Source organism: Pararobbsia alpina, from assembly GCF_902859895.1.
GTDB classification, from domain to species: Bacteria; Pseudomonadota; Gammaproteobacteria; order Burkholderiales; family Burkholderiaceae; genus Pararobbsia; species Pararobbsia alpina.
The window spans coordinates 226,335-240,601 of the sequence record NZ_CADIKM010000004.1 but is presented as its reverse complement, the minus strand read 5'-3'; the positions used below and the strand labels follow the sequence as shown (position 1 = coordinate 240,601).

Annotated in this window: 12 protein-coding genes and 1 tRNA gene; 6 read left to right on the top strand and 7 right to left on the bottom strand. The window is 59.2% G+C overall.

The genetic code is table 11. The features are described from left to right. The first annotated feature begins 106 nt into the window (after window positions 1-106). Window positions 107-742, top strand: a complete 636-nt coding sequence (locus HV670_RS06855; RefSeq protein WP_175103995.1) for a DUF1439 domain-containing protein — start codon at window positions 107-109, stop codon at window positions 740-742. Window positions 743-774: 32 nt separating this feature from the next. Continuing rightward, entirely contained in the window at window positions 775-1,632 is an 858-nt protein-coding gene (locus tag HV670_RS06850) for an undecaprenyl-diphosphate phosphatase (protein WP_175103994.1), read from the top strand. Between the two features lie 185 nt (window positions 1,633-1,817). On the opposite strand, the gene trmB is transcribed toward HV670_RS06850, so the two are convergent. The 3 genes from trmB to HV670_RS06835 all read right to left on the bottom strand — a co-directional run bounded on the left by trmB (window position 1,818) and on the right by HV670_RS06835 (window position 5,164). Continuing rightward, window positions 1,818-2,630, bottom strand: a complete 813-nt coding sequence (gene trmB, locus HV670_RS06845) for a tRNA (guanosine(46)-N7)-methyltransferase TrmB (RefSeq protein ID WP_425511391.1) — start codon at window positions 2,628-2,630, stop codon at window positions 1,818-1,820. Window positions 2,631-2,838: 208 nt separating this feature from the next. Then, entirely contained in the window at window positions 2,839-3,834 is a 996-nt protein-coding gene (locus tag HV670_RS06840) for a glycosyltransferase (RefSeq protein ID WP_175103992.1), read from the bottom strand. 1,256 nt (window positions 3,835-5,090) lie between these two features. Then, a tRNA-Gly gene (locus tag HV670_RS06835) sits at window positions 5,091-5,164 on the bottom strand. Between the two features lie 134 nt (window positions 5,165-5,298). On the opposite strand from HV670_RS06835, the gene HV670_RS06830 reads away from it, so the two are divergent. Beyond that, window positions 5,299-5,592, top strand: a complete 294-nt coding sequence (locus HV670_RS06830; RefSeq protein ID WP_175103991.1) for a hypothetical protein — start codon at window positions 5,299-5,301, stop codon at window positions 5,590-5,592. A gap of 115 nt (window positions 5,593-5,707) precedes the next feature. Here the strand turns inward: HV670_RS06830 and HV670_RS32015 are convergent, their stop codons facing one another. The 3 genes from HV670_RS32015 to HV670_RS06820 are packed head-to-tail and all read right to left on the bottom strand — an operon-like array spanning window position 5,708 to window position 8,584. After that, window positions 5,708-7,147, bottom strand: a complete 1,440-nt coding sequence (locus HV670_RS32015) for a DEAD/DEAH box helicase (protein ID WP_343054346.1) — start codon at window positions 7,145-7,147, stop codon at window positions 5,708-5,710. Then, a complete protein-coding gene (locus tag HV670_RS32010; RefSeq protein WP_343054345.1) occupies window positions 7,129-8,049 on the bottom strand; it encodes a TOTE conflict system archaeo-eukaryotic primase domain-containing protein in 921 nt (306 codons plus the stop codon). The genes HV670_RS32015 and HV670_RS32010 overlap by 19 nt, the downstream gene beginning before the upstream one ends. Next, window positions 8,039-8,584 (bottom strand): hypothetical protein, encoded by a 546-nt coding sequence (locus HV670_RS06820; RefSeq protein ID WP_175103990.1) that lies wholly within the window; start codon window positions 8,582-8,584, stop codon window positions 8,039-8,041. The genes HV670_RS32010 and HV670_RS06820 overlap by 11 nt, the downstream gene beginning before the upstream one ends. 710 nt (window positions 8,585-9,294) lie before the next feature. On the opposite strand from HV670_RS06820, the gene HV670_RS06815 reads away from it, so the two are divergent. Continuing rightward, entirely contained in the window at window positions 9,295-10,212 is a 918-nt protein-coding gene (locus HV670_RS06815; protein ID WP_175103989.1) for a hypothetical protein, read from the top strand. Window positions 10,213-10,264: 52 nt separating this feature from the next. On the opposite strand, the gene HV670_RS06810 is transcribed toward HV670_RS06815, so the two are convergent. Continuing rightward, window positions 10,265-11,815 carry a carboxylesterase/lipase family protein gene (locus HV670_RS06810; protein WP_246257087.1) on the bottom strand — a complete coding sequence of 517 codons (1,551 nt, stop codon included), beginning with the start codon at window positions 11,813-11,815 and terminating at the stop codon, window positions 10,265-10,267. 629 nt (window positions 11,816-12,444) lie between these two features. Here HV670_RS06810 and HV670_RS06805 point away from each other — a divergent pair. Further along, a complete protein-coding gene (locus tag HV670_RS06805) occupies window positions 12,445-13,869 on the top strand; it encodes a UbiA family prenyltransferase (protein ID WP_175104094.1) in 1,425 nt (474 codons plus the stop codon). Window positions 13,870-13,881: 12 nt separating this feature from the next. Next, on the top strand, window positions 13,882-14,235 hold the full coding sequence (locus HV670_RS06800) for a DMT family transporter (protein WP_175103987.1): 354 nt from the start codon (window positions 13,882-13,884) through the stop codon (window positions 14,233-14,235). Window positions 14,236-14,267: the final 32 nt, after the last annotated feature.

Genomic DNA, 14,267 nt, shown 5'->3' with positions numbered 1-14,267 from the left:
AGCAAATCACGTGGGACCGGTCGGCGGGCGGGCGCAACTTTTGCGTGCCCCGCCCAGTCGTATCAGGGCCTGCTATCTTGTACACGAATTTCGACAGGAGTGGAGTTTGGCGCGTCAATCCGCAGTTTTTCGTCTTGAAGGGCGCCCCTCGGGCGCTCGCCGTCGTCTGTTGCTCAGCCTCGCGGGACTTGCCGCAGCGGGGCTTGCACCGTCCCTGGCCGTGCCGCCACGGGCCGAAGCGTCGCCACTGTTTCCGTTCATTCCCAACCACTACACCTTCACCCACGCCCAGGTGTTCGAGGCAGTGGCGCGGAAATTTCCTTACCGGCGCACCCTGGCGCAGGTGTTCGAACTGTCGCTGACCAACCCGGCGGTCGGCTTCGAACCCGACGTGAACCGGATTGCCGTGTCGGCTGATGTCGCGCTAGTGAGTCCTTTTCTGCAGCAGCCCGTCAACGGTTCGATGACGTTGAACACCGAGTTGATCTACGACGCGCCCTCGCGTTCCGTGCGGCTCAAGAGCCCGCAGGTCGAACGCACGGCGTTCGGCGCGTCGGCCGCCGAGTACCAGCAGCAGATCAATGCCGCGTTAGCGGTCGCGGCGACCCAGTTGCTCGACAATTATCCGATCTATACCTTTAAGCCCGAGCAGCTGACTTTCGCCGGCGCGCAGTTCGAGCCCGGTACGATCACCGTGCAACGTGACGGTATCAAAGTGGAGATCGTGCAGCGCTCGGGTTAGCCCATTCACTCCTTTTAACGGAAAAACTCCGCATGCTCTTGCCGGAACCAGCGAACGCACTGATCCTCGGTATCGTCGAGGGGCTGACAGAATTCATCCCGGTTTCGAGCACCGGCCATCTGATCGTCGTCGGAAGTCTGCTCGGCATGCATGGCGACCTTGCCAATATGTTCGACATCGTGATCCAGCTCGGCGCGATCCTCGCCGTCTGCTGGGAATTCCGGCGCAAGCTGATCAGCACCGTGGTCGGCCTGCCGAGCAGCGGCGAGGCCCGGCGTTTCGCGCTGAACGTCATCATCGCTTGCGTGCCCGCGGGGATACTTGGCTTGCTGCTGGGCAAGTCGATCCAGCAGGTGCTGTTCGCGCCAATGCCGGTGGCGATCGCGCTGTTTGTGGGCGGGATCGTGATCCTGATCGTCGAGCGGCATAACAGGAACCTTGTTCTTGCACGGCAAAGCGAAGATCTGCGCGGGACGGGGGCGCGTGTCACGTCGATCAACCAGATGAGCGGGCTGGATGCGGTAAAGGTCGGGTTCGCGCAATGCTTCGCGTTGATTCCGGGCACATCACGCTCAGGGGCGACGATTATCGGCGGGATGATGTTCGGGCTCGATCGCAAGGTGGCGACGGAGTTTTCTTTCTATGTGGCGATTCCGTTGCTGTTTGCGGCGACCTTGTATGAACTGCTCAAGGCACGCGCTGCGTTGACTAGTGATTCGGCGGTGATGCTGATCATTGGGCTCGTGGCGGCGTTCGTCAGCGGTCTGATCTGTGTGCGCTGGTTGATGCGCTTTGTGTCGTCGCACGATTTCCGCGCGTTTGCGTGGTATCGGATCGCGTTTGGTGGCGTGATCCTGTTGACTGCTTATACGGGGGTGGTGGAGTGGTAGGTGGGGTGCGGAGTGATGGGGTCCTTAGGACGATGTGAGACGAGACGAGGCGAGGCGAGGTGAGGTGAGGTGAGGCGAGGTGAAGTGAAGTGAGGTGGCATGCCGCAGCCGTGTCCACCGAGCCTATAGGCAGGTGTCACGGCGTTCAGCCAATGAGTCTATCAGCGAGAGGTCCTGGAGTGACCTCAGATCCGCTTGAACAATATGTCCCAGACACCGTGTCCGAGGCGCAGGCCGCGGCGCTCGAACTTGGTGATTGGGCGATAGTCGGGGCGGGGGGCGTAGCCTGTCGCGGTGTTTTGGAGAGTCAGCTCGGCTGACAAGACTTCGAGCATCTGCTCCGCGTAGTTTTCCCAGTCTGTCGCGAGATGGAGATAGCCACCCGGCTTGAGACGTGCGGCGAGTGTCGCGACGAACGGCGGCTGGATCAGGCGGCGCTTGTGATGGCGCGCCTTGTGCCACGGATCCGGGAAATAGATGTGGACACCATCGAGGCTACCCTCGGGCAGCATCTGTTCGACGACTTCGACTGCATCGTGCTGGATGATCCGGATATTGTGAAGCTCCTGCTCGCCGATCAGCTTGAGCAAAGCGCCGACGCCGGGCTCATGGACTTCGATGCCGAGAAAATCATCGTCTGGACGACGTGCGGCGATCTCGGCGGTGGTTGCGCCCATCCCAAAACCGATCTCCAGTACACGCGGGGCGGCACGGCCGAACGTCGCTGTCCAGTCGAGGGGCGCGGCTGCGAATGGCAAGACGAAATGCGGACTTAGTTCGTCGAGCGCACGGCGCTGTCCGGTGGAAACACGTCCGGCGCGCGTGACGAAGCTGCGGATGCGACGGAGGTGGAGCGCAGGCGCATCGCCGGCCTCATAGTCGCTTTCGGGCCTATCCGGTGTACCGCGTGCTTCAGCGGCGTCGGACGGCGAGTGCATACCGTCGTCGTTCACGTCGTGTGGTTTGCTGCCGGGGTTTTGAGGGGTGTGCGCAGACATCGGTTGAGGCCAGGGATCAGACGGGCCGCATTATACCGGGGTGGAATGGCGTGGGCTTGGCGCAGCGCTGCACGCGCTTCGACTTCACGCGTTATGAGCCGACTTCAATTCCAGTCATTATCGCCCTGAACGGCACAGACTCCCTGCCAGGTGCACGAGCCCTCTGCGACATATGGGAAGGCGTGCCGAGAGATGCACACGTGCGCCCTTAGAGCGAGTCAGGCCGCCTAAAAATATGGGAACCTGCGCGACTGTTCCACCCTATCCGATGGCGGATGGCTGCCAGAAGGGTCAAGCCAACATGAAGCACGAACCGAGGTTTCATTCGATCACGCATGCGGTAGTGTCTCGAACACAGCACGCGAGCGGCCGCATCTGCGTTGCCTGCGCGTGCGAACGCTGACGCGGCAAGGGGCGCAATCAGCCCCAAAGCCTTCTCGCGAAAAACTTCAGCTTCAGAAGGCACCGGTGAGTCTTTCAAAAGAGAGTAAGCCCACGACGAAGGATGGGAATTTTTTGAAATGGAGACCGCTGTAAGTCGATAGGAAGATACGTACTGATTCAGGAAGTAAATGCCCGAGGCTCGCAAGCATAGCCGGAGTCCAAAATCAAAATCACACGCATCCCCCACGAGGTCTTGAGATCGGAAGGCGGTTGCGCGTGCATCTGCGGTTCGCACCATATAGGCATCGTTGGGAAACATTCGCATGATTCCCGCGGTCGCTGGCACGGGCATAAGGCCCGCGTTCTCTTCGATGCGGTGGAAGTCGCGGTTAACGTTGAGCGATGCGTCTTTTAAAACCGTGCCGTCGTTTTCTATGACGTATTGATTGCCGAACGCAGCCGTCAAGTCAGGATGATCGTTCCAGCAGGCCGCCAAGTCGCTGACTGCATTTGGACTCAACAAATCATCGTCATGTAAGAGCACAAGGCGATCGCCTTTCGCGCGTTCGAATAAGTCGTTCACATTTCCAGCTTGGCCAAGTCCAGGCCGATGGCGTTTATAACAAATCTCCATACCGGCTGGCGCAACGAGTGCAGCTATTAAATTAGATGAATCATCGTTGCTTGAATCGTCGCCGATGACGATTTGCAATGGGCGATAGGATTGTGCGAAACACGACTGAACCGCTTCCTTTAGAAGGGCTGTCCGGTCGTATGTCGGAATGCAAATGGAAATAAGCGCATTGTGTGGTTCGATCATGGCGTCTCCGTGGCGGCTCTCAATGAGTCGCAGCTCGCGCTCCCAGCTGGACGCTCGTCACCAAAGCTTATTGGAGACGGCGGGACGGAGCACCTTGAACGGACGAGCGAGAGCCATTCTCATCAAGGTCGATCGACAGGCTACGCCTTTCACACACGATAGAGAGGCTATCTGAACAAGAAGCTCGGCTCTGTGCGTCTTCCCACGTTGTGGAAATTGAGGTCGAAGGTGAACGCCTTCTTCGGCACCTCGCCGCGTGGCACGAGCCAACCTTGCGACATATTGGGAGGCTAGCTGGCGGGCATGCCGAACCGGGCCAGGTAGGGGGATCGAACGGCACCCCCGGGCAGCTCTCCGTCCAGCCGTTTGATTACTTGAAGGTGAGAATTTCGCTCCATGCTTTAAAAACAGCACAAATTCTAATCAAGGGAGAGCGTCACGCAGAATTCGAGGGGGCTGGGCGCGGAGAGAATCGGCAGGCATTGACAGGTCAATCGGCAACAAGGGCTGGAGACATTCGCCTGACTCGCCGCGCGCACGCTCCATAGATGAGCGCAGTGTTCAGACGCGCTTGACACGGTTGCTCGGGCGAACGAGGTGAGGCGTTTTGGAGGCAAGGACGTTCCTGGGGCCTGTTTTCCCGCGACGTGTGGGGACCAGGTTCGTTGGGACTATGCGGCGGCGTTTGCAAGGTTTGTCCGACCTGCTATCGGAGGGAGCGGACTACAGACGGTGCCCTCGTGCCGCAGACGTGCAGGGGAGAGAACTGAACTCGGTCCCCAGCGACGACACTCACTTCGCGTTATGTGACGTTTAATGACACATTGCGCGAAATGAATGGTTCAAACCCATGACCGCACCCCGTCCTCTGTGGACCGTACTTGACGCCGCCGAGCGTTCTCGCAAGTTGAATCTGCGTACGGAAGATTCTCGCGCCGCGCTACCCGACATCAGCGCGGAGGCCTTGTGCCAGGCGCTGCGTCGACCAGCGGGGGAGGCTGATTCAGCTATCCCGTGGTTCTGACCACTGGTGGATCGTACCGCTGCAGCATGCCGCCGCTGGCGCCTCGCCACTGGAAATCTGGCTCGATCGATACGTCCGAGAGGCTTTCGTCGAACTTCAAAAATAAAGCCGCGAGGATGAACGGGCGGGAGGCAATTTGCCTAAGGCGACGTCCACGGAGCCGGCAGTTAGTGAGCACTAAGTCTTTGCCCAATGGCTTGTAGACCTTTGTCGCGCTCCACGGAATGATGCGTGGAGCGGGCGATGGGAGTCGAACCCACGTCTCTAGCTTGGGAAGCTAGGGTAATGCCGTTATACGACGCCCGCGTAGGCCGCGATTCTACGCGGTTTTGAGGGGTTCGCGCAATCGGGGATCCTGGAGGCTGGCGTGAAAAGTGTATCCACTCAAGTAGTGCTCGCTGGCATCGCAGTAGCCCCTTCCGGCGCCCGGCGTCCAAGGTGTGGCGAGCAAGGACGAGAAATCGGGCAAGTCGGTTGCTGTTGACCCGAAGGCAAGTGCTGTTGCTCCGGCCGCGAGCGTGACAACGAACAATACCGTAGCGAAGGCTGAACCAGCTACGCCGACGAAGATGGAGCTGGCGACGGAGATCTATAAGCGCATGCGCGCGGTGGAGGACGTGACGAGGAAGGACATCATCGAGAAGTTCATTGCCGAGGTGAAGCTGACGAAGGCCGGCGCGAGCACTTACTACCAGATGATCAAGGATAAGCACGAGCCGATGGGCAAGAAGTGACTTGCTGCTACTTTGTTCCATGAAAGGCTCTAGTGGGAGCCTTTCGTTTTGTTTTCTAGCCCCTGAGTGGGCTCAATTTCCTTGTAGCAAGGATGGAAAGGAAGAGATCGGCAGTTTAGCCTTGGTTATTGATTCGATAGCCCATGGCGCGGTAACCGCGCTGCCGCTTTTCCCACATTCTTTGCAAGGCAGGATGTCCGACATCAACGATGTCGACAATCCGAACATTCGTCTTGGTCAAGTGCTGTCTATGTAGACGCCCCGCATACTGCTGAAGGGTGCCCCTCCAGGAGATTGGCATTGCAAGGATAAGGGTGTCGAGCGCCGGGTGATCAAATCCCTCGCCGACGAGTTTCCCGGTCGCCAAAAGCACTCGCGGACCATCGCTTGGCAGCGCATTCAGCTCGTCAAACTTCAGCGCACGCTGCTTTTTCGACATGCGGCCATGCAGAACGAAAATTCTATCGACTTTCCCGGCCAACGCCTGTGCAACGGCCTCAAGGTGGTCGGTGCGCTCGGTCAACACGAGAATCTTTCGACCGTCCGCGAAAGCAACCTCGACTTCTCTTCCAATCGCCTCTGTCCGTTGGGTATCGCAGGCGATATGCCGGAAGACATCCTGAATAGCAGCGTCGTCGGGTAGTTCTATTTGTGCCGTTCGAATCTGCGGGATAACTTCAAGATCTTGAGGCGCTGTGTCGGGTCTGGCTGCGGTGTGTCGAATCGGTCCGCACTGCATGAATATGATCGCATGTTGGCCATCTCGTCGCATCGGTGTAGCCGTCAGTCCGAGCACGTATCTCGCCTTGACCCGTTTCAGGAGCGCTTCGAATGACACGGCAGAGAGATGATGACACTCGTCTACGATGACGTGCCCATAGTTCTCGACCAGCTCGCTAGTCTCGCCCAGGCGTGACAGGGACTGCATGACTGCGATGTCGATCTTCCCGGTCGGTCTGGGCTTCCCACCACCCACTGTGCCGACTATCTCCTTTCCAACGTTCAAGAACGCCTGCAGCCTCTCCTGCCACTGTTTCATCAGTTCGGTACGGTGGACTAGAACTAGCGTATTAACACCACGTCGAGCAATCAATGCCGCCGCAGTAACCGTTTTTCCAAACGCGGTAGGCGCACATAGCACGCCGGTGTCATAGCGCAACATGGCCGACACGGCGGTTTCCTGATCGACCCGAAGCGTGCCGGCAAACGACACATCGAGTGGTTGGCCTGGGGCACGTCCATCTTGAACCTCGCAGGCTATGTCGTTTTCGCGAAGCAGGTCCTTCACAGCATCCAGACAGCCTCGTGGCAATCCTACATGCCTAGGGTAGTTCTCCGCGCATCCGATTACGCGCGGCTTGTCCCATACCGGAAAACGCATCGCCTGCGCCTTGAAGAACTCCGGATTTGGGAATGCGGCCAATCGAATCAGTCGGTTGAGCAGCGGCTGCGGGATCCGCTCCTTCTCCAAATACACAAGATTCGCCAAGGTTACCGACAGCGACTTCGGCATGAGACCAGGTAGCTTGTTTCGGATCAGGGCGGTGTCCGCCACGGCTGCGCCTGATCGTCGTCGTCGGTAACGAATGACACGTCGAGAGGGTGAGTACCTCCGGTACAACGGAGAATGGCTGATTCGATCTCCGCAGGAGGGAGAGTTTTAATCGTTGCAAGGAATGCCCATTGATCCGCGTGTGGCTGCAGCGCTTCATCCACGAAGAGGCTATTGCCTTGCTCGCGCGGCTTTTTTTGTAGAGGCAACGCAATCAAATTTCCGAAGCCGCCCTTGGGCATGGAGTCCTGGTTGGGAAATAGCCGATCGTAGGAAGTCAGCTTCAGCTGACGCGTCCGCGTACAGGTATGACTGATAATTGCCGTGCCGAGGCGGCGCGCATCCCTGGCCGGGACACTCGATTGAAAGAAGATCCACACATGCGCACCGTTTCCCGAGCGCGAGATTTCCAACGCAGCCGGCACGTCCAGCTCTTGACAGGACGACAGGAACGCGCGCGCATCTTCTCGCCAGTCTGCGTCATCGAAATCCACGGCGAGAAAGTGGCAGGTGTCATCGGCCATCAACGGGTAGACACCGACGGTGTGTCGGCCCGCGAGATGGTCATATATGACGTGGTCGGATAGCGGAATTAGCAGGCGGTTGCCGCAGTCCGAACACTTGATGCGCGGTTTCTCACAGACCCCGGCGCGCCATTCGTTCGCGCACGCAGGCGAATAACCCGACTTGCCGACCTTACTTTCCCATCGTATCGGGTATACATCGGTTCGCCCCTGGAAGAGGCGTCTGAAAAGTGCGATCTTCTCGTCCGTCGTCAATCGAGACGGCTCAAGCGGGGTCGAGCCGGCGTCCGGGGGCGTCACGTTAATCCCGTGAGACTTGAGCAGTGCAACGAGGCGGGCGTTATCCGCGCGAAGTAGTTTCAGTTCGCGATTAACGGTCATCGGGGACGTACTCTGCAAACAGGATGTTCATGTCATCACTGACTCCGTAACCGAAGTTGCTGCTGGCGCGGCGTACCTCGTCGAGCCGCGCGACAAGACTATGGCCTGCATCATTGGACAGGGCAACCGCCGACTGGAGCGCCTGTTCGTACATGCGCACCAGCGCCGCAAAAAAGACGTCGTTTTCCATCCCGACGTCATTGCAAAACCCGGTGGCCCGCTCGCAATAGAACACCATGAGTTCCGCCAGACCCTCTGGCCGCCCGATCGCCTTCCGGTAATCCGAGATCGCTTTCTTTGCCTTCGAGACTGAGATGGCTTGGTTTTTGAAAACATCTGGCCACACGCATCTATCTATGATGCTCTTATATGGCTTCAGGACATCATCACCAATGCCAAAGCGCGCGTGCAGGAACGCTTGGCTGTCCTTGCTCGCAGCGTACAGGTCTTGGACGAGGCCCAGCAAACCGGCACGATCGAATGTTGAAAGCTGTCCCTTAATATCGGCCCAAGAGCGCTTGGCTGTCTTTTTCACGGTTGCGACGATTGCGGATTGTGCTGTTCGCACGCTAGCGGACGGTCAGCCCCAGCAATGGCTCCCTGTCCGCATCTCAAGAGTTTGGCTTGATTCGGTGCCGCGTCCAGATCAGCAGCTTCTAGAGTAAAGTGCGGGGGCGGAAACTGGCGTCGCCGTCGAACCCTATGATCAGTGGTTTAGCGTGTTGCTCGGTGTAAAACCACCCCCGAAACCCTACATAGACTGCGGGTTTCCTCAAGCCGTTGCGGCTTGGGAAGCTAGGGTAATGCCGTTATACGACGCCCGCGTAGGCCGCGATTCTACGCGGTTTTGAGGGGTTCGCGCAATCGTGAGCCCTTGCGGCTGTGATGAAGAGTGTATCCGCTCCGAAAGTGTTCGCTGGCATCCATTGAGTCGCCTAAGGACGTCCCGGCGCATTGTCGCAGCGAACTCCGTCGGGGCGCGGTTTATGGGGGAGCAGCCGATTGGCGCAGACCAAATGTCTCGAAGGCCGGCGGCGGGCGTCCGAGTATCTTTCGAAGTGGGTTGATGATAGTTCATGAATTTCATGAACTATCATCAACCCTATGAAAAAGCGAACCTCCCTGCCGGCCCTTGGCCGCCCCGTCTCGGCAAATACCTCCTTCGCGCCAATCAGTAAGGGCGGTCGGCACTCGTCCGCGGTCTCTGCTCCGGTACATGGCGCGACAACGGGTCATTGGAGCAGCGTGCACAAAGACGGAAGGGTTCGCGTCGGCGGCAAGATACAGCCGGTGATACTCACGACCGACCTGGCCAGTGTTTGCAACGGGCGCGTCGACGTGCTCACGTCGGGCAAGGGCGATTGCGAATCACTGGCCGAACGTTTGAAAAAGCTAGGGTTTTTGGGGGACGTAGCCCTGATCAGTGGAATCGAAGAGACTGGCCGTCTTCGGACGATTCGCAACCGGAAAATGAAGCTGCCTAGGGTCCGGCACCACACGATAAAAAACTTTCTGGTGGTCGATCTGGTGGACAAAAGGGCAACGTGCAAGCCCGAACCGATCGTGCGCACAACGAGTGAAGTGCACGAACTGGCTATCAAGACCGTTCGGATGCTTGGGGCAGACCCAGTGAAAGAGGCCGTCGACTACTTGACGGCAGTTTTCCGGACCGTCTCGACGGGAAACGTCCTTGCTCTGGCTTCCGCAAATGGCTCCGTCACTGCGCAAAACAGTGGCCCAGTTACCGCCGTTCCGCTGGCGGCGGCCCGTGCCCGAGGAAGGCGGTTTGCGTTTGAAGAATATGAAAGTCCCGACAATCTCGCGCTTCTGGATGCCCGCGACTATGCTGGCCGCAACGACCGGACGATCAACGATCAGCGCCTGAAGGGTGAACTGTATGCACTACTTCCTCCCGGGAAAACGAGAGGGTTCAGATATCCAAAGTGGCAGTTTGATGCCACGCCCGCAAGGCTGGTCTGTGTCCTGCACCCGTTCGTCGATGCGAAGGCAAACTCTTGGGTTATCCATTCGTTCATGCGGCGCGAGCGCGACGAGCTCGATGGCAAATCACCCTTGGAGATTATTCTTGACGACGGGGCGAGCATAGCCCCGGTGGTGGATTTGGCATCTCGGGACTTTGCGGGCGAGCAGGGTGCAACATGACGCAGTTCGCACGGGACGCCGGACGATGCCGTCTCGTCCCGCGCAAGACCTTCTACTGCATCGAAGCCCAGAACCTGCAGTGATGCTCCTGGTCGTATGCATCCCCGGTCACGATCTCAGTAGCCCCTCCCGCCAGCAGTCCGAGCCATTGCGTCGTCGCCGCGTCGTATCGTGGCCACACAGGTTGCGACGGGGTATTCGGATCGCCTGCACGAGCGAAACTTCCCCAGTAACGCATCATCATCTGTGACAGCTTCGCCTGCGGGGGGGTAAGCGGAATCGCGCCGCCCGACTGACCACTGGAGATCGGCGTGTTTGCGTCGCCCCGCCAGATGTATTGCAACTCGAATGAATGCGTAGCCCCGAGGTCGAACGAAGGCGGCACGACCATATAGGGCGTATGCGGTGCCGTCTCGTCGCGGAACTCATACGTATAGGTCGGCACCCACTGCGACAATGCTTCGTCGAGGGGAACCGAACCGCACGAAAGCATGGAATCGGTCTGCATAGCCGCCAGGGCGACACCCGGCGTGGGATAGGCGTCGACAGGATACTCGGCGAGCACGCGGTCCGCCTTGTCGCCGTGCTGTGTCCTCACCGCCGACTGATAACGATCGGCGGTCAGAGGCTGGCGAGTCAGGTCATTATCCTCGTAGACGAGGACGCGAGTCTCATGACGCACATTGCCAACCAGCACGGGCACACGATTGAACTTGCCTGAGCGGAATGCGTCGAGCACCGGCACGGGCTGCGTCGCGCCCCCGACGACTGGACGCCAGATCAGTTTGGTCTGCGCCTGCGCGTCGATAATCTCCGCGGGACTCTTCTTCCGCAGGCAGGCCATCGCCGTTGCCGGGTCCGTGCAGCCGATCGTTTCGGCAAATGACTTGCCTCGCGTCGCGGCGGTGTCATGACTGATCATTTGGCAGCCGCCGATGCTTTGGATAATGGCCTGGTGGAAAAGGCTGGCAGCAGCGGGCGATCCGAGCATCCAACAAACCGAACCCGCACCCGCCGATTGACCGGCGATGGTTACGTTGTCCGCGTCCCCACCGAAAGCGCCGATGTTCTGCTTGACCCATTGCAGGGCGCGCACTTTGTCGAGATCGCCGTAGTTGCCGCTCGACTGGCCGTCGGCCGACTCTGAGTCAAGCGCGGGCAAGGACAGGTAGCCGAGTGCGCCAAGCCGATAGTTGACCGTCACGACGATGTTGCCTTGCGAGACAATTTGTATCGGCTGCATGTCGGTACCTGCACCGTTGAGCCATCCGCCGCCATGGAACCAGACGATCACGGGCAAATGCGCATCGACGTGTCGCGGCTTCCAGACATTCAGATAGAGACAATCTTCGTCCCAGCTCGCGGCTTCCCCGGGCCGCCAGAAGGCGGCAGGCTGCACGCACGCGCTTCTGGGTTTCGTTGCATCGCGAACGCCGGTCCATGCAGCCCCCGGTCGCGGCGCCCGCCAGCGCAGATCGCCCACGGGAGGGGCGGCGTATGGGATGCCCTGATACACCTCTACGACCCCACGCTCGACGCCTCGTAGCTCGCCATCGCTGGTTCTCACCGTCGCTGCGGCGTTGGCTGGCTTGGCGCCCTCCATGGTATGGGCTGAGGTTACCGCCAGCACCAGCGCACTGGCAATGATTGCCGGCCCCTGTTGCAAGGCCTTGCCCAACGGATTGAGCCCAACCGAGCAACACCGTGAACGAGAACTCTTTTTATTTCTCGACATGCCGTTTTGTCTCCTCCAGACGTTACCCCAATTGGTGAACGTCTTGCTTAGGACATCGCACAACCGATGTCTTTATGTTCACCAGCTCACTAGCACAACGCACATTCTAAAGTCGCGCCTCCACATAAATCTCCACCAGACGCTTGTTAACCATTGAGCTATCGATATCGACCGATTGGTTGCCACCAACTCGGACTGGTTCGAGTTGCTCCCGATTCCGCAGACACCGCCCCGAGCGCATTGCCCCGTCCGCGCGGACGTGATTGGGCGGACAAATCCCCATTTCGCGTGCCTGCGGGTCGGAAACTCGGCGCCCAAGGTCCGGCCGCCGTTCTCAAGCGTCGGGTAACGCACAGATTTCGCTAGCCATCCTCTCTATTCTCTGCCTATCAGTCCAGGGTGGAGAAATGGCGAAGAGCCCGATGTCACTCGATGTGGCGCAACCGTACTACCGCTGGGGAGCCGGCGAGCCGGCCACGGCGGACGTTGCTCCCGCTATGCGGGCGGGTGAGCACGTCCCGCTTTGTGTCGACCTGGATCGCACGTTCACGCACACGGATCTGCTGGTCGAATCGTTCCTGATGCTGGTCAAGAAAAACCCGCTTTATGTGTTTTTCTGCTTCTACTGGCTCTTGAAAGGAAAGGCGTACCTCAAATCACAGATCGCCAGCCGCGTCTCGATGGATGTCTCGACGCTCCCGTACAACCAGGCCTTGCTCGACTATCTGCGCAGGGAGAAATCGCTAGGTCGCGACCTTTACCTTTGCACGGCAGCAAACGGGATTCTCGCCCAAAAAGTCGCTGACCATAGCGGATTGTTCAAGGGGGTACTTGCAAGTAGCGACAAGATCAATCTGTCGGGGGCCAACAAGGTCGCAGCCCTGATCGAGAAATTCGGCGCGACCGGATTCGACTATTGCGGCGACGCGAAGGCGGATCTGCCGGTCTGGACGCATGCGCGGCGCGCGATCGTGGTCGGCAACAAACGCATGGCCTCGGCGGCGGCCAAGGTGAACGACAGCGTCGAATTTTTCGAGAGGGAAGGCGCGCTGCTGCGCTTGATCGTCAAGGAAATGCGCGTCTATCAGTGGGTCAAGAATCTACTGATTTTCGTCCCGCTGCTGACGTCCCATCGCTTTACCGATGTGAGTTCGATTCTTGCGGCGGTGATCGGGTTCGCATCGTTCAGCCTCTGTGCTTCGGCTGTCTATGTGCTCAACGATCTGCTGGATCTCGATGCGGACCGGCGTCACGCCCGCAAGCGCAATCGACCTTTTGCATCGGGCCAGCTGCCCGCGTCGCTCGGGCTCGGTCTGGCGGCGGCTCTCCTTCTCGCAAGCGCAGGCCTAGCGATATTGCTACCGGCGAAGTTCGCGCTCGTGCTCGCCGGCTACTTCGTGGTGACCCTTGCTTATTCGTTCGCTTTGAAACGCCAGATCCTGATCGACGTGTTCACGCTGGCCGCGCTCTACACCACGCGGATCGTTGCCGGCGGCGCCGCGAACGTTATTCCTCTGTCGTACTGGCTCATCCTGTTCTCCGGGCTGCTGTTCCTGAGTCTTGCGATGGTCAAACGCTATACCGAACTCGATGGACTCGTGCGCAACGGCAAGACCGAGGTGGCCGGCCGCGGCTATCTCACGCAGGACGTGATGATCCTCTGCGCATTCGGCACGGCCTCGGCCTATGCCGCTGTGCTCGTGCTGGCGCTCTACATGAATTCGCCCGAGATCAAAATGCTCTATCAACACCAGCAACCGCTCTGGGTGTTGTTCGGGTTGATACTCTATTGGGTCAGCCGCGTCTGGATGTTTGCGTTCCGAGGCCAGATGAATGACGACCCGATTGTTTTCGCGATCAAGGACCGCACGAGCCTGATCGTTATCTGCCTGTGTGTCATATCGGTCATGCTGGCCATATGAAGGGCTAGCCTCATGTCGATACTTCTTCTGCTGATCAGCGGCTCGTGCAGCGCGATTGCGAGCGTCCTGTTGAGAATCGCGGGTCGGGCCGGCGGCAATCCGGTCATGCTGGCGGCGATGCCGCCGACCCTATTGCGCATCGCCGCGCTCGGCGCGTATGGCGTGGGCTTCCTGCTCTATGCGATTGCGCTGAAGCGGGTCGAACTCAGCGTCGCCTATCCCGTGATGGTGGCCGTCACGGTGCTTGAACTCTTCCTATTCAGCCTCTGGAGCGGCGACGCAATGTCGCTCAAGACGGCGTCCGGCGCGGCGCTGCTGGTGGCCGGCGTGTGGCTGATCTATTCGTCACAGGCGAAACTCGCGTAATTCGATGTCGTGAGGCGAAGGGCGATGAATTC

Coding starts and splice junctions, on each gene's coding strand:
- HV670_RS06805 (WP_175104094.1), top strand. CDS start 12,445: ATGCGGGCGGGTGAGCACGTCCCGCTTTGTGTCGACCTGGATCGCACG.
- HV670_RS06850 (WP_175103994.1), top strand. CDS start 775: ATGCTCTTGCCGGAACCAGCGAACGCACTGATCCTCGGTATCGTCGAG.
- HV670_RS06800 (WP_175103987.1), top strand. CDS start 13,882: ATGTCGATACTTCTTCTGCTGATCAGCGGCTCGTGCAGCGCGATTGCG.
- HV670_RS06810 (WP_246257087.1), bottom strand. CDS start 11,815: ATGGAGGGCGCCAAGCCAGCCAACGCCGCAGCGACGGTGAGAACCAGC.
- HV670_RS06840 (WP_175103992.1), bottom strand. CDS start 3,834: ATGATCGAACCACACAATGCGCTTATTTCCATTTGCATTCCGACATAC.
- HV670_RS32010 (WP_343054345.1), bottom strand. CDS start 8,049: ATGACCGTTAATCGCGAACTGAAACTACTTCGCGCGGATAACGCCCGC.
- trmB (WP_425511391.1), bottom strand. CDS start 2,630: ATGTCTGCGCACACCCCTCAAAACCCCGGCAGCAAACCACACGACGTG.